We start from the raw sequence: 16,375 nt of genomic DNA, 5'->3' as shown, positions 1-16,375 counted from the left end.
CCTCTCATTGTTACAATCGGTTTTCTAACATCAATTACAAACAGGTGTCGCCTCCCACTTTATCCTGTTTCCGGTAAGCAGAAGGAATCTCTCCTTTTATAGATTTGAAAACCTTGCTAAAATAACGCAAGGAGGAGAAGCCAACTACTTCAGAAATCTCGGTAATATTCATAGTGGTGGTTGTAAGCAACACGATAGACCGTTCAATACGCTGCTTATTCACATAATCTACAATCCCCATACCTGTGATAGTTTTCACTTTATTAAACAACAATGAGCGACTGATACACATATTAGTAGCCAAAAACGCAACATCCAGTTCCGGATTGCTCATGTTGTCCGCAATCAATGTATTCAACTTCAGCAGAAAAGTCTCATCAGCATTACTGAAACTCATATCCTTATGTGTCAACAATTTGTCATCCTTATAGCGTATTCTGATCTGTTCACGCTGCCGTAGTTGGTTATGAATTAGCGCCAGCAAGCTATCTATCTCGAAAGGCTTCGGAAAAAAGACATCCGCACCAGTCTTATAACCGGTGTACATATTTTGTGAATTATGATAGGCAGTTAATAAAATGAATGGAATATGACTGATTTTCAAATTAGTCTTCACTTCCTTGCATAGTTCAAATCCATTCATCCGAGGCATCATGACATCACTGATGATAATGTCAGGCAATCGGTCTTTAATCTGCTCCAACCCTTCTTTACCATCTTTAGCAACGTATACACGAGCAAAATAATTACTCAACGTTTCTTTCAAATAGTTTCGTAATTCAGAAGTGTCTTCTACCACCATCACCGCATATTTCTTTAAGAATGTATAATCAATCTTGTCTTGTTCATTCACTTCCACTCCTGTAGACGTATCTGCCCGCAACAGTTCTTGTCGTCCATATGTATCCGCCAATAACGGTAACTCAAAATAGAATACCGCCCCTTTTCCTTCTGTATTCGAAGCACCCACTTTTCCCTTATGATGAGCAATAAGGCTCTTCGCATAAGAAAGTCCGATACCACTCCCTCCCTTCTCATGTATCCCTTGATAGAAACTAGAGAAAAGAGAATCTGTATCCACCATATTCAACCCCATTCCTTCGTCCTTGACAGAAACCCGTACCCGTCCTTCTCCCTCCAACAGACAGGTGATTAGCGTAGTAGTAGTATTTGATTCACTGAACTTGAGTGCATTCATCAGGAAGTTGGAAAGAACGAACTCACACTTATTCTTATCAAAAGGAACCTTCCCTATGCGCTCATCCAGTTCATATTCCAGCCAAATACCCTTCACGCGATATTCATCGGCAAATTTATCTCCGACAGACCGTACCCACTCATTCAGAGAGTAGGGCAGGATATGTAACATATCTTTTCCCTCCTCCAGTTTCCGCACGTCAAGTACCATGTCGATAATGTTCTTCATTTGGTGTGCTTGCTTATAAATTGGGACTAACAATCTTTCTACCTCACGATCACTACCTGATTCATGATTAATAATACGCTTCAACGGTGCACAAATCAGCGTAAGAGGCGTACGAAGCTCATGACTGATGTTCGTTAAGAAATTAATTTTCTCTTCATACATTTTGTTTTTCAGACGCAGAATCTCCCGTTTCTGTTTGGCTTTCTTTTTTCGATAAAAATAGAAAGTAATGCCATAAACTACTATTCCCACCAATATACATAACCCCGCATAAAACCAATTGCTCTTCCACCAAGGGGAAACAACCACGACATGAAGAATCGGCTGTTTCACACTCCACCCCCCATTACGAGTATAATAAGAAGCAGTAATTGTATACTCCCCTATCGGTAGATAATTAATAACCAAAGAGTTGGAATTGAAATTAGCCAAGTCCTGCCCGATTCCTTCAATATTAAACCGGAAAAAGTTTTTACGAAACACATCTCCCTCGTTCAACAGGACTTTCAGTTGCAGAGAGGAAAAGTCCCATGGAACCCGAATAGTTTCAATAGCTTTCTCCCGCTTCTCGGATAATGGGACAGGCAAACCATTCAGTAATACATCTAGTAATTCAACAGTATGATCTTCTTCCGTTTCTAAATGAAAGCCAGAATTTATCACTGTCATCCCCATAGTACCACCTAGAAAAACATCTCCATTATGAGCAAGAAGAGTGGCCTGAAAAAGATATTCGTTAGGCAAAACCCCGTCCACCTCGTCCAATGTAACAAAGTTCCGAGTGAGAGAAGAATAAACGAACAAATATCGTCTTGTTCCTACCCATATCCGATGTTGGTTATCAGTTACAACAGAAGATACCTCTTGAAACAAACTCGTCTTGATCAACTCGCTCTCTCCTGTTCGTGGATCGTAACGTACCAAGCCTTCGGTAGACGCTAACCAGAAAACGCCATCCTGGTCACGCGATGCATCATTAATGATATATTTCCCCTGATAAATCGTCCTGAAAATCCCTTCCGAGGAATCATATTCGCAGATATTTTTCAAATCGGTAAGATAAGTTTTCGTACCCACAGTAGCTATGATCAAGGGCGAATTTCGTTCGTATTCTCTTCCCATAGTGGCTACAATCTCAAATTTACGACGAGTAGTATCGTATATAAAAATATGTTGGCCACTGAAAAGAATCTTGTCTGGCGTTACCCGTCGGATGTTGACAGAGAAACCGTCAATACATTCACGATCATTTGTTTCTTTATCGACCAGAACAAAAGGACGTACCCGTCCCGTTTGCTTATGAAAAATAAAGAGTCCCTCGTTGAAAGAGGAAAATAATAATTCATCAGGGGTATATTCGACAATAGAAACCACCTTTTCATGCATAGTAGAAGGATAATGCTTAAAAGTTCCCGTTAACGGATCAAACCTATTGATTCCACCGCCATCAGTCCCCACCCAAACCATTCCATCACTATCTTGGAAAAAACTATTGATGGTCTGATTGCTCAACCCATATAAATTGCCAAAAGGAACATTCTGATAAGAACAAGCAAATACATTTCTTATACCAATCAACCCTCTGCGGATACTGCCCGCCCACATATTATTGGCAGAATCCAAATAAAGCCGATAAATGGTATTGGCAGGAAAGGAGTGAACATCATCCTGCTTTTGCTGAATGTTGGTAAACGAAAAATCATCCAAGGAAATGATGTTAATTCCGCCACCATCAGTTGCCACCCAAAGCTGATTATCTTTCTCCATAATATCATGAATGACATCGTACGTCAGAGAGGAATTGGATGTTGTAAAATGTTTCAAAAGTTTACCTTCTTGATAGCAGTACAGCCCACTACCATAAATGCTCACCCACAGACGCTTATGGGAATCTAAGAAAATAGTAGTATAACTCTTTCCGGTAAAAGCATCTACCTTCTTCAGTTCGTGGGTTTTAATATTGAAAGAATATATGCCATTCCAACATGAGTTAAGCAAGATATGTTCGTCATCGTAACGCACCATCTCCCAAAAAGGAACATAATAAGCAGGATCCTTTGCATAATATAAAGGTTCAAGTTTATTAGTGGCATAAGTATATTTATAAATATCACCTGACCCACCCAACAAAATTCCCCCTTCTACCAATAAACTGGAAGCAACATAAATAGGTTTACCATTACTTGATAAAGTTTTAAAGTTATCATGGCCTCTATTATAAAGACAAATACCAACTGTTGTGGCTACCCACAAATTATGCAAAGAATCTTCCGCTATAAAAATTATATTATCTGAGGGCAATGTACTTTCGTCCTCCGGCCGATGCAAATAGTGTTTCAAATGATCGCGATCGTAACAATTCAAACCAGACTCTGTACCAATCCATAAATAGCCTCTATGATCATTCAAGATACATTGTACTCTTGACTGCGAAAGTCCTTCTTTAATTCCAAGCTGTTTATAATAATAGTAAGGGGATTGGCTTCGAATGGAATGAGCCATTCCGACAAAGAAGAATATTAAATATATTTTTAACAGAACTTTACTCATATTTAGTAAGACATACAATACAATTTGTAAATATAATAAATTTTATTTTAATAGTACTGTTTTATTTCAAATTCTAATTATAAGTAAAGTACTTTTTCTTCCGTATATAAAATACGAATTAATTTCGAACCTATTTAAACATGAATTTAGCATAACCGTTGGTATGTTCTTCCACCTCCTACGAATACTTCTATACGCTGAAAAAGAAAATTTATAGTTATAACTGATTTATATCGGGCTGACGTTATTTTACTAAAAAACATTAGATTCTCCTTATATTATAAGGTAGGGAGAATCTTTTTTTTTACTTTTGTGCCCAAATATTGTGGTACAAGCCATTATAAAAGAAAGAATTATGCAGAAAAACCTTGTCATTGTCGAGTCTCCGGCAAAAGCAAAAACGATTGAAAAGTTTCTTGGGAAAGATTTCAAAGTCCTTTCAAGTTACGGACATATACGCGATCTGAAGAAAAAAGAGTTCAGTATCGACGTAGAGAAGAATTTTAAACCCAATTATGAAATTCCGGCAGACAAAAAGGCTCTGGTTAGCACACTGAAAGCAGAAGCGAAAGAGGCAGAAACCGTATGGCTCGCATCCGATGAGGACCGCGAGGGAGAGGCTATCGCCTGGCATCTGTATGAGGTCTTAAAACTAAAACCGGAAAACACAAAACGAATCGTATTTCATGAAATTACAAAAAGTGCTATCTTAAAAGCAATCGAACAACCACGTGATATTGACATTAACCTCGTGAATGCACAGCAAGCACGACGTATTCTGGACCGTATCGTAGGTTTTGAACTGTCTCCTGTACTTTGGAGAAAAGTGAAACCGGCGCTTTCGGCAGGACGTGTACAATCGGTTGCCGTTCGACTGATTGTTGAGCGCGAACGCGAAATCCATGCTTTCAAATCGGAAGCAGCTTACCGTGTGACCGCCGTTTTCCTTGTGCCCGACACTGATGGGAAACTAGTGGAGATGAAAGCCGAACTGGCCCACCGTATCAAAACGAAGAAAGAAGCAGAAGCATTCCTCAACGCATGTAAAGGAGCTAATTTTGCTATCGAAGATATTACTACCCGTCCGTTAAAGAAAACACCTCCTGCTCCGTTCACAACTTCGACATTGCAACAGGAAGCTGCACGCAAATTAGGCTATACGGTGGCGCAAACTATGATGATTGCCCAACGTTTGTACGAATCGGGATTTATCACCTATATGCGTACCGACTCCGTGAACTTGTCGGAATTTGCAACCATAGGCAGTAAGGATGCTATCATCAAAATGATGGGTGAACGTTATGTGCATCCTCGTCACTTTGAAACGAAAACCAAAGGGGCACAGGAGGCACATGAAGCAATCCGTCCTACCTATATGGAAAACCAGTCCATCGAAGGGACAGCGCAGGAGAAAAAACTGTACGACTTGATATGGAAACGTACCATTGCCTCACAAATGGCAGATGCGGAACTGGAAAAGACAACTGTTACAATATCAATTAGCAGTAGTAGTGAAGTCTTTACAGCTATCGGTGAAGTTATTAAATTCGATGGATTCTTGCGTGTATACCGTGAATCTTATGACGATGAAAATGAACAAGAGGATGAAAGTAATCTGTTGCCTCCTCTGAAAAAAGGTCAGAAACTGGAACACGGTCCTATCGTTGCAACCGAACGTTTTACCCAACGCCCACCGCGCTATACCGAAGCAAGTCTTGTACGTAAATTGGAGGAGCTGGGAATCGGTCGCCCATCTACGTATGCGCCTACCATTTCCACGATTCAGAATCGCGAATATGTGGAAAAAGGCAATAAAGACGGAGAAGAACGGATGTTCAATGTGCTGACATTAAAAGACCAACAAGTCAAAGACGAAAATCATACTGAAATTACCGGAACAGAAAAGGCCAAGTTATTCCCTACGGATACCGGAACGGTAGTAAATGATTTCCTCACCGAATATTTCCCTGATATTCTGGATTATAACTTTACAGCTAGTGTAGAAAAAGAGTTCGATGAAATTGCCGAAGGAGAAGTGAAATGGACTTCAATTCTGAAAACCTTCTACGACCAATTCCACCCGTCAGTAGAAAACACTTTGGCAATAAAGACTGAACATAAAGTAGGCGAACGTATTTTGGGTGAGGAACCGGAAACAGGTAAACCTGTTTCGGTAAAAATCGGACGTTTTGGTCCTATGGCGCAAATCGGTACGGCGGAAGATGAAGAAAAGCCACGTTTTGCACAAATGAAAAAAGGTCAGTCCATAGAAACGATCACATTGGAAGAAGTGCTGGAATTGTTCAAGCTGCCCCGTACGTTAGGCGAATATGAAGGAAAGACAGTCAGTGTAGGTATTGGTCGTTTCGGTCCGTATGTACTACATAATAAGGTGTATGTATCGCTCCCGAAAACGATGGATCCCATGGAAATTACTTTAGAAGAGGCGGAACAACTGATTCTAGAGAAACGCACAAAGGAAGCCGAACGCCACATCAAGAAGTTCGCAGAAGAACCAGAATTGGAAATTCTGAATGGTCGTTACGGACCATATATAGCATATAAAGGTAATAACTATAAGATTCCTAAAGATATTGTCCCACAAGATTTAAGCCTGCATAGTTGCATGGAATTAATCAGGATACAGGACGAGAAAGGTGTTACCTCAGCACCAAAAAAGAAATTTGCAAAAAAGAAGTAAATATCTTTTGGAAAGCTTTCGGTTTATTTCTATATTTGCCCATTAATATCTTTATATTTCATTAACATATGAAACAAACAATATTTGTAAAGACATTAATGGGCATATTTTGTATCCCATTGATATGTAGTTGTGTAGACAATGAACGTGATTTATTTCAAGAACCCGAGAAGATTCCCAAAGAACAGTTCTTTGATTTCGACATGAATCAAAGTTTAGCCTTAGATATTGACTATGGCTTTAAGGAAGAATATACGGTTCTTTTTGAGATTTATGACCAAGATCCGATCGAAGTAAATGACAAAGATGGTAGTTGGAAGAAAAAAGAAGTAGAACCCTTTTATCGGGCTGCAACTGACAAACATGGTAAATTTAGTGAAGATGGAATAAGTATACCGGCTGATATCTCAGAAGTATGGCTATCATCCGACTATCTAGGTACAGCATCTCCGGTAAAACTAACAATTAACGCCGATCATCGTATTTCTTTCAACCAAAATGACTATGTTAAGTCCCTGCTTGAAAAAGCATCAACCCCGATAAGCAGAGGGACAACAGCCAATCAGCACAAATATTTGGATGTCTGGGCACTGCTGCCTGGTATGGACTGGGATGACAACGGACGTCCCAATAACTTATCAAAAGAAAAGAATATTCCTCCTGCTGATGTACTTTATAATATAAAAAGCATCTTCGACAAAGCGGGAGGAAGGAACATTCATGATAACTATCCTGAGTTCTTTAATGGTGATATGATATCAGATATCCCTATCACTAAAGATACAGAAGTTAGTCTAGTATTTGTTAACAGTAGTGCCGCATGGTATAATACAGTAGGGTATTACACTTATCCGACCAGCGAAATACCGACCATAGAAAACATCAAAAGGATATTAGCATTCCCAAATGCTTCTCCTATTTATAAAACAGCCGGAGTAGGAGCTTTAGTCTGTGGTGATGAAGTTAAACTAAAATACTGGAATGAAGACACGGGAAAATTTGAAGACAAATTTCCTAAGGGCGTCACTATTGGCTGGTATCTGCAAGGTATGGGATTCAGAAGCACACCTTCAAACGGAGATTCACAAGGCGATCTCGTAAAAGGAATGGGCCCTCGATACTCCACCACAATTTTGAATGAACCGGGAAAGGATGGCGTACAAAGACAAAGAACCATATCGTTACGGGACAGTAAATCTAATCAGATTGTTGCTATCGGATTTGAGGACAACATAGACCTCGATTACTGTGATGCAATTTTCTATGTTCACATAGCCGAAAAAGATGCTATTGATGAAGGTGTAATTCCCGAGTTACCAACAGATCCGGAAGGTCCAACTGATGAAGACAACTATACTTCTTATTCCGGGATATTGACATTCGAAGACTTATGGCCGGAGCAGGGAGATTACGATATGAATGACGTAATGATACGATATACCAGTAAAGTATATAAATCAATACTGACTAATCGTATCTATAAGGTTGTTGACGAGTTCACTCCATTACATCGTGGAGGTTATTTAGTGAATGGTTTTGGTTATCAATTGCATAACACTACTAATAGCGATATTAGCAAAGTTACTATTGAAAGCCCTTCGTATGCGCCCAAATCCCAATATATGCCCGGAGAAACAGAGGCTGGTCAATCACATCCTACAATCTTGCTATTTGATAATATGGCAATATTTGATAATAAAGAAGAAAAAGCCAGGAAATACACTGTAACTATCCAAGTAAATGATGTTACTTCGAAAAGTATATTGCCACCTTACAATCCGTTTATCTTCGTAGGATCTGGCCAAGCCAGAGGTAGAGAAGTGCACTTGGTAAAATATCCTCCTACTGATAAAGCCGATCTTTCATTATTAGGAACAGGAAAAGACGTATCCAGGCCAGAAGAAGATTTATATTATGTTTCAATAGATCTGATGCCGTTTGCACTCAATATGCCGGTTAGTGAATTCCCGATCCCCGAGGAAGGTATAAGAATAGACGAATCGTATCCGAAGTTTGCGACATGGGTTAAATCTAATGGTGCACAAGCTAAAGACTGGTATAAGTATCCTAAGAAATAACAATTATCAGCATAAGAAACAGAATCGGGCAGGCAAGGCTTGAACTTTGTCTGCCTTTCTTTTTTACTTTATCCTACCTTAAATCCCCTATCGGTATACACTCTATCAAACAAAGAGAGAGGGGAATCATATGACACGCAACATATTTATAAAATGATCTAACGGGATTCCTTTCATTATATACATAATGAAGAAACCCCGTAGAAAGATATTTTGTTCAGAGAATGTCTTACATTCTGGAAGGTACTTCAATACCCAGTAAACTCATACCCAAACGCACGACTTTGGCCACATTAGCCGACAGAGCGATACGGAACACTTTCACCGCTTCGTTCTCTTCGCGCAAAATACTGAAGTCATGGTAGAACTGGTTGTATTCTTTCACCAAATCATAAGTATAATTCGCAATAATAGACGGGCTGTAATCTTCCCCTGCCTGCTTGACAACAGCAGCAAAGTCGGCAACCATTTGAATCAGCCCCTCTTCTTTTTCGCTCAATTCAATACCAGCAGGAATCTGTCCGGGAACCACAATACCCGATTCGGCAGCTTTACGAAGCACAGACTGAATACGAGCATAAGTATATTGAATAAACGGGCCTGTATTACCATTGAAGTCGATAGACTCTTTCGGATTAAACGTCATATTTTTACGCGCATCTACTTTCAAAATGAAATATTTCAATGCACCCAGACCGACGATACGGGCAATATCATCAGCTTCTTCCTGTGTCAAACCATCCAATTTGCCAAGTTCCTGTGAAGTTTCTTTAGCAGTGGCAATCATTTCTTCCATTAGGTCATCAGCGTCCACCACCGTACCTTCACGAGATTTCATCTTGCCCTCCGGCAACTCTACCATTCCATAAGAGAAGTGAACCAAGCTCTTGCCCCACTCAAAACCGAGTTTGTCAAGCAGAATAGAAAGCACCTGAAAATGATAGTTTTGCTCATTACCTACTACATAAATCATCTTATCAATAGGATAGTCTGCAAAGCGAAGTTTAGCTGTACCGATATCTTGCGTCATATAAACAGATGTACCATCGCCACGAAGAAGCAACTTATGATCCAAACCTTCAGCAGTCAGATCCGCCCAAACAGATCCGTCCTCTTTTTTGAAAAAGAAACCTTTTTCCAGCCCTTCCATAACCTTCTCCTTCCCTTCGAGATAAGTGTTGGATTCATAATATATCTTGTCGAAGCTGACACCCATTTTCCGGTAAGTCTCATCAAATCCAGCATACACCCAGTTATTCATCATTTCCCACAATCCGCGTATTTCCGGGTCGCCGGCTTCCCACTTCACCAACATTTCACGAGCTTCCTGCATCAAGGGAGAAGCAGCTTCCGCTTTCGCCTTAGCTTCATCCTCACTCATTCCCTGTGCCGCAAACTCAGTCATAAGTTCCTTTACCTCCGCTTTATAATGCTTATCGAAAGATACATAATAATCGCCAACGAGGTGGTCACCTTTCTTGCCGGAAGTTTCCGGGGTTTCACCGTTTCCATATTTCTTCCATGCCAGCATGGATTTACAGATATGGATACCACGATCGTTTACGATATTTGTTTTTACTACCTTATTACCATTTGCCGCCACAATGTTAGCCAATGCATTACCTAAAAGGTTATTACGCACATGACCTAAATGAAGAGGTTTGTTTGTATTCGGAGAAGAATACTCAATCATCACCAATGGCGAAGTTTCGGTAGCTTTCACCAGACCATATTGTTCGTCAGCCTGAATTTCATTCAGCAAATCGATCCACGTAGCCGATGCGATAGTCAAGTTCAGGAAACCTTTTATCACATTAAAAGCTGCTACTGCCGGTTCGTTCACCTTCAGATATTCACCGATTTCCTGCGCCGTCTGTTCCGGTCCTTTTCTTGACATTTTCAGAAAAGGGAACACGACCAGCGTCAGATGTCCTTCAAATTCTTTTTTGGTCTTTTGAATTTGCACCATTTTTTCAGGGACTTCCTGACTGTAGAGTGCTTTCAGTCCGCTAATGACGGACGCTACAAGTTTATCTTCTATCTTCATAATCAAGTTGTTTCTTGCGCGCAAAGATACAAAAAAAGGAGACGTATACGTCTCCTCTTTCTAAATTCTTTCAACTATGATATCTTATTCAACAGCTGCAGACAATTCAGCACCAGCTTTAAACTTAGCTACTTTCTTTGCAGGAATAGTAATAGTTGCCTTTGTAGAAGGGTTAATACCAGTTCTTTCAGCTCTTTCGCTTACAGAGAAAGTACCAAAACCAACGAGAGATACTTTGTCGCCAGCTTTCATAGCATTAGTAACTGAAGTGATAAAAGCATCAAGTGCTTTTTTTGCATCGGCTTTGCTCATTTGAGATTCAGCAGCCATTGCGCTAATAAGTTCAGACTTATTCATAATACGTAAAATGATTAATTAATATATATGTTACACAAAAGATTATCCTACAAGGGATTGATTCTACAAATATAGCCGAACAAAACAACATATCAAATAAAAACATAAAAAAAACGCAGCAATTTATTGAAAAAGAGCTAATAGGAAGTCTTTTTCATGCTTTAAAACAGAATTTATTCGTACTTTTGCATCTAGTATCTAAATATTCAGAATTTAAAATGATGCCAACTGTAACTAAAAACCTGATAATTATCAATGTATTAGTATTTTTCGGAACGCTTGTAGCCCAACGTTACGGTATAGATTTAGCTAATTATCTAGGATTACATTTTTTCCTCGCAAGTGATTTCAATCCGGCACAGCTCATCACGTACATGTTTATGCATGGCGGGTTCAGCCATATATTTTTTAATATGTTTGCCGTTTTCATGTTCGGACCGATTCTCGAACAAACCTGGGGTCCCAAACGTTTCCTGTTTTACTATATCCTTTGCGGTATCGGTGCAGGACTCATTCAGGAAGGGGTTCAATATATTCAGTACATAACGGAACTGAGCCAACACACGGAAGTGAACTTAATAGGTTACGGCATCATTTCTATGGACCAGTATCTCAACATGATGACTACCGTAGGTGCTTCAGGAGCCGTTTACGCCATTTTGCTGGCATTCGGAATGTTGTATCCCAACAACCAACTGTTTATCTTCCCGCTGCCTTTCCCTATCAAGGCTAAATTCTTCGTTATCGGATATGCTGCGATTGAGTTATGGGCAGGACTAGCCAACAGTGCCGGAGATAATGTAGCTCATTTTGCTCACTTGGGTGGAATGCTATTCGGGCTTATTCTGATTTTGTATTGGAGAAAAAAAAGTAAAAACAATGGGACATATTATAACTGATTTAAAAGAGACATTCAGAAGAGGGAATATATTTATCCAGCTGATTTACATTAACGTAAGCATTTTTATCATTGGCACGTTAATCAATGTTTTCTTGCAACTATTTCAGCACAGTATACCCGATATATTCGGCATATTCGCTTTACCGGCTTCCTTTATTCGGTTCTTTCATCAACCATGGTCGATTATCACTTATATGTTCATGCACGCCGGTCTTCTGCATATCCTATTCAATATGCTCTGGTTGTATTGGTTCGGAAGCTTGTTTCTACACTTTTTTTCAGCAAAGCATTTAAGAGGTTTGTACATATTGGGAGGTATCCTCGGAGGTTTATTATATATGGTTGCTTACAATGTATTTCCTTTGTTCAATCAGGAAGTAGCAGTTTCTACACTAGTAGGAGCTTCGGCTTCCGTCTTGGCGATTGTGGCTGCCACTGCTTACCGTGAGCCCAATTACCGGGTACAACTCTTTCTTTTCGGCGCAATCCGTCTCAAATATCTGGCACTCGTTGTTATAGGAATTGACGTATTATCTATCACGTCAAGCAATGCCGGAGGACATATCGCTCACTTGGGCGGCGCTCTTGCCGGACTTTGGTTTGCCGCCAGCCTAAGCAAAGGGGCGGATCTGACCGCATGGATCAACTGGCTTCTGGACGCTTTTATCTCTCTATTCCAGAAAAAGACATGGAAACACAAACCCAAAATGAAAGTACATTACGGAGGAGGCACGACCAGTCGTGAAAAAGATTATGATTACAACGCCCATAAAAAAGCACAGTCCGACGAAATAGACCGCATTCTGGATAAATTGAAAAAATCCGGTTACGACAGTCTGACGACGGAGGAAAAGAAAAGCTTGTTCGATGCAAGCAAAAGATAATAAGATGGAACATATTGGCAAAATTGTCGCATATCTGATATTAGCTATCAACGCTTTCTTCGTAGGAACGCTGATATTGAGCGCTTACAGTCCTTATCTTAATCCGAAATTGAATCCGCTTTCCTCCGGACTGGGGCTTGCATTTCCACTATTTTTGGTAATCAATATCGCTTTTATCATTTTCTGGGTATTCATCAATTACCGGTATGCTTTAGTACCGCTAATCGGTTTTTTGGTTTGCTTTCCGCAGATAAGGACCTATATTCCTTTCAATTCCACTACCAAGACAATCCCGGAAGGAAGTATCAAAATTCTTTCTTATAATGTAATGAATTTCAGCAATTTGGAAAAGAAAGACGGAAAGAATCCAATCTTATCATACCTGGTTAACAGCAAAGCAGATATTATCTGTTTGCAAGAATATAATGCAGCGCAGAATAAGAAATATCTGACAGAAGCAGACATCAAAAAAGCATTGAAAGCATATCCCTATTATTCCGTTCGCCGACAAAACAGAAGCGACGTACAGCTTGCCTGTTTTTCTAAATATCCCATACTTTCAGTATCTCCCATTGATTATGAAAGTACATACAATGGTTCCGTCAAATATGTGCTGGCAGTGAATAATGACACAGTCACTCTGATTAACAACCATTTGGAGTCCAACAAACTTACCAAGGAAGACCGGGGAATGTATGAGGATATGATTAAGGACCCGAACGCCAAGAAGGTCAAAACCGGACTTCGGCAACTGGTCAAAAAATTAGCGGAAGCGTCAGCCATCCGCGCTTCGCAGGCAGACTCCGTAAACAAAGCCATTACAGAAAGCAAATATCCGACTATTATAGCGTGTGGTGATTTCAACGACGGCTCTATCTCGTATACTCACCGTATCCTGACTCAAAAATTGGACGACGCATTTACCCAATCCGGCAAAGGATTAGGAATCTCGTATAATCAGAACAAATTCTATTTCCGTATCGACAATATCCTGATAAGCCCTAACCTGAAAGCTTATAACTGCACCGTAGACCGATCTATAAAGGCTTCGGACCACTACCCTATCTGGTGCCATATCAGCAAGCGATAAGAACTGTAAACTCTAATATAAAACACTTATGATGATAAAAAAAACACTAACCATTTTAGCTGCAAGTTGCATGATGTACTCCTGTACTACAAAAACAGAAAGTAATCCTTTCTTTACAGAGTTTCAAACAGAGTATGGTGTTCCTTCTTTCGATAAGATTAAACTGGAACATTACGAACCCGCCTTCCTGAAAGGCATCGAAGAACAAAATCAGAACATCGAGGCTATCATCGAGAGCCCGGAAGTTCCAACATTTGAAAATACAATCGTAGCACTGGACAACAGTGCTCCCATTTTAGACCGTGTCAGTGCTATCTTTTTCAATATGACAGACGCAGAAACGACCGATTCGCTGACCGAGTTGTCTATTAAACTGGCTCCGGTTCTTTCGGAACACGAAGATAATATTTCCTTGAACCAGGCACTTTTCAAACGGATAAACGATGTCTATCAACAAAAAGACTCATTGAACCTGACAATAGAACAACAACGACTGCTAGACAAGACCTATAAAAGCTTTGTCCGCTCCGGAGCCAACCTCGACACAAAACAACAAGCCCGCCTCCGTGAAATCAACAAGGAACTTTCTACACTCGGTATCACCTTCAGCAACAATGTATTGAACGAGAATAATGCTTTCCAACTTTTCGTTGACAAGCAGGAAGACCTTGCCGGCCTGCCGGAATGGTTCTGCCAAAGTGCCGCCGAAGAGGCTAAAGCTGCCGGACAACCGGGAAAATGGTTGTTTACTCTACATAACGCCAGCCGCCTGCCCTTCCTGCAGTATTCAGAAAACCGCCCACTCCGTGAGAAGATGTATAAAGCATATATCAACCGTGGAAATAATAACGATAAGAACGACAATAAAGAAGTAATCAGCAAAATCATTTCCCTCCGTCTGGAAAAGGCGAACTTATTGGGCTTCGATTGCTATGCCAACTTCGTGTTAGACGAAACCATGGCTAAAAATGCTAATAACGTAATGGACCTCCTGAATAATCTATGGAGCTACGCCCTGCCAAAAGCGAAATCGGAGGCCGCAGAACTTCAGCAACTTATGGACAAGGAAGGCAAAGGTGAAAAACTGGAAGCATGGGACTGGTGGTACTACACCGAAAAACTCAGAAAAGAGAAATACAACCTGTCCGAAGAAGACACGAAACCTTACTTCAAATTGGAAAATGTCCGCGAAGGTGCTTTTGCCGTAGCTAATAAACTATATGGTATCACCCTAAGCAAGCTAGAAGATATCCCTACTTATCACCCTGATGTAGAAGTGTTTGAAGTAAAAGACGCCAATGGTTCCCAGCTCGGTATCTTCTATGTAGACTACTTTCCACGTCCTGGAAAAAGCGGCGGAGCATGGATGAGCAACTACCGCGAACAAAGTGGGCCAATCCGTCCGCTAGTATGCAATGTTTGCAGCTTTACCAAACCGATAGGTGACACCCCTTCTCTACTCACAATGGATGAAGTGGAAACACTGTTTCACGAGTTCGGACATGCACTGCACGGCTTGCTCACCCAGTGCAAATACAAAGGAACTTCCGGCACCAATGTTGTACGTGATTTTGTAGAACTTCCCTCTCAAATCAACGAACACTGGGCAACCGAACCGGAAGTGTTGAAAATGTATGCCAAGCATTATGCTACCGGTAAAGTAATCCCCGATGAAATCATCGAAAAAATACTTCAGCAGAAAACATTCAACCAGGGATTCATGACTACCGAACTGCTGGCTGCCGCTATCCTTGACATGAACCTGCACATGCTGAAAGATGTAAAGAATTTAGATGCTGTTTCGTACGAAAAAGAAGCTATGGACAAGCTCAATCTTATCTCTGAAATTGCCCCACGTTACCGTGTGACTTACTTCAATCACATCATCGGCGGATATGCAGCCGGCTATTACAGTTACCTGTGGGCTAACGTACTGGATAACGACGCCTTTGAAGCTTTCAAAGAGCATGGAATCTTCGACAAAAACACCGCCGAATTGTTCCGTCGGAACGTGTTGGAGAAGGGTGACAGCGAAGACCCGATGACTCTCTACAAAAATTTCCGTGGCACAGAACCGAGCATGGAGCCACTGCTGAAAAACAGAGGAATGAAATAAATCGGTAAAAAAGCCCTTAAACATCAAATATTTGAGGGCTTATTACACATGAATGTGAAAAAAAAACTATATTTGCAGCCTTGTATGCGGCAAAAAGAACTTGTGTACGACAGAATTTAACTGAAAATTAAATTAAAAAAGTAATCATCATAAATTAAAAGTAAAATGCAAAACAAAGGATTTGTAAAGGTTTTTGCGGTATTACTCACGCTGGTATGCGTGTTC

Annotated in this window: 9 protein-coding genes; 6 read left to right on the top strand and 3 right to left on the bottom strand. The window is 40.4% G+C overall.

Features of this window, described 5'->3' with window-relative positions:
* Nucleotides 1-34: 34 nt before the first annotated feature.
* On the bottom strand, nt 35-3,976 hold the full coding sequence (locus tag BHV72_RS08650; protein WP_286855586.1) for a hybrid sensor histidine kinase/response regulator transcription factor: 3,942 nt from the start codon (nt 3,974-3,976) through the stop codon (nt 35-37).
* 355 nt (nt 3,977-4,331) lie between these two features.
* On the opposite strand from BHV72_RS08650, the gene topA reads away from it, so the two are divergent.
* Entirely contained in the window at nt 4,332-6,677 is a 2,346-nt protein-coding gene (topA, locus tag BHV72_RS08645; RefSeq protein WP_005675246.1) for a type I DNA topoisomerase, read from the top strand.
* A 68-nt stretch (nt 6,678-6,745) separates the two neighbouring features.
* Nucleotides 6,746-8,755 carry an LruC domain-containing protein gene (locus BHV72_RS08640; RefSeq protein WP_286855585.1) on the top strand — a complete coding sequence of 670 codons (2,010 nt, stop codon included), beginning with the start codon at nt 6,746-6,748 and terminating at the stop codon, nt 8,753-8,755.
* A 229-nt stretch (nt 8,756-8,984) separates the two neighbouring features.
* On the opposite strand, the gene argS is transcribed toward BHV72_RS08640, so the two are convergent.
* Both argS and BHV72_RS08630 read right to left on the bottom strand, forming a co-directional pair.
* On the bottom strand, nt 8,985-10,802 hold the full coding sequence (gene argS / locus BHV72_RS08635; protein WP_005675244.1) for an arginine--tRNA ligase: 1,818 nt from the start codon (nt 10,800-10,802) through the stop codon (nt 8,985-8,987).
* An 84-nt stretch (nt 10,803-10,886) separates the two neighbouring features.
* The gene (locus BHV72_RS08630) at nt 10,887-11,159 is read right to left on the bottom strand and encodes an HU family DNA-binding protein (protein ID WP_005675243.1); all 273 of its coding nucleotides are present in this window, start codon (nt 11,157-11,159) and stop codon (nt 10,887-10,889) included.
* Between the two features lie 221 nt (nt 11,160-11,380).
* Between BHV72_RS08630 and BHV72_RS08625 the strand changes: the two genes are divergently transcribed.
* The 4 genes from BHV72_RS08625 to BHV72_RS08610 are packed head-to-tail and all read left to right on the top strand — an operon-like array spanning nt 11,381 to nt 16,150.
* Entirely contained in the window at nt 11,381-12,058 is a 678-nt protein-coding gene (locus BHV72_RS08625; protein ID WP_032837909.1) for a rhomboid family intramembrane serine protease, read from the top strand.
* Nucleotides 12,039-12,944 (top strand): rhomboid family intramembrane serine protease, encoded by a 906-nt coding sequence (locus tag BHV72_RS08620; RefSeq protein ID WP_055172453.1) that lies wholly within the window; start codon nt 12,039-12,041, stop codon nt 12,942-12,944. Before BHV72_RS08625 ends, BHV72_RS08620 begins: the two co-directional genes overlap by 20 nt.
* Before the next feature lie 4 nt (nt 12,945-12,948).
* Nucleotides 12,949-14,034: an endonuclease/exonuclease/phosphatase family protein gene (locus BHV72_RS08615; RefSeq protein WP_032838214.1), complete on the top strand. Its 1,086-nt coding sequence runs from the start codon at nt 12,949-12,951 to the stop codon at nt 14,032-14,034.
* Nucleotides 14,035-14,065: 31 nt separating this feature from the next.
* Nucleotides 14,066-16,150 (top strand): M3 family metallopeptidase, encoded by a 2,085-nt coding sequence (locus BHV72_RS08610; RefSeq protein WP_286855601.1) that lies wholly within the window; start codon nt 14,066-14,068, stop codon nt 16,148-16,150.
* The last annotated feature ends 225 nt before the right edge of the window (nt 16,151-16,375 follow it).

This window comes from Bacteroides sp. 43_46 (assembly GCF_001915455.1).
Classification (GTDB): domain Bacteria; phylum Bacteroidota; class Bacteroidia; order Bacteroidales; family Bacteroidaceae; genus Bacteroides; species Bacteroides caccae.
The sequence above is the reverse complement of the archived record's forward strand: the minus strand, read 5'-3'. Positions and strand labels throughout refer to the sequence as shown.

Excerpts from the sequence above, each read along its gene's own strand:
- BHV72_RS08650 (WP_286855586.1), bottom strand. The coding sequence starts at position 3,976 with ATGAGTAAAGTTCTGTTAAAAATATATTTAATATTCTTCTTTGTCGGA.
- topA (WP_005675246.1), top strand. The coding sequence starts at position 4,332 with ATGCAGAAAAACCTTGTCATTGTCGAGTCTCCGGCAAAAGCAAAAACG.
- BHV72_RS08640 (WP_286855585.1), top strand. The coding sequence starts at position 6,746 with ATGAAACAAACAATATTTGTAAAGACATTAATGGGCATATTTTGTATC.
- argS (WP_005675244.1), bottom strand. The coding sequence starts at position 10,802 with ATGAAGATAGAAGATAAACTTGTAGCGTCCGTCATTAGCGGACTGAAA.
- BHV72_RS08630 (WP_005675243.1), bottom strand. The coding sequence starts at position 11,159 with ATGAATAAGTCTGAACTTATTAGCGCAATGGCTGCTGAATCTCAAATG.
- BHV72_RS08625 (WP_032837909.1), top strand. The coding sequence starts at position 11,381 with ATGCCAACTGTAACTAAAAACCTGATAATTATCAATGTATTAGTATTT.
- BHV72_RS08620 (WP_055172453.1), top strand. The coding sequence starts at position 12,039 with ATGGGACATATTATAACTGATTTAAAAGAGACATTCAGAAGAGGGAAT.
- BHV72_RS08615 (WP_032838214.1), top strand. The coding sequence starts at position 12,949 with ATGGAACATATTGGCAAAATTGTCGCATATCTGATATTAGCTATCAAC.
- BHV72_RS08610 (WP_286855601.1), top strand. The coding sequence starts at position 14,066 with ATGATAAAAAAAACACTAACCATTTTAGCTGCAAGTTGCATGATGTAC.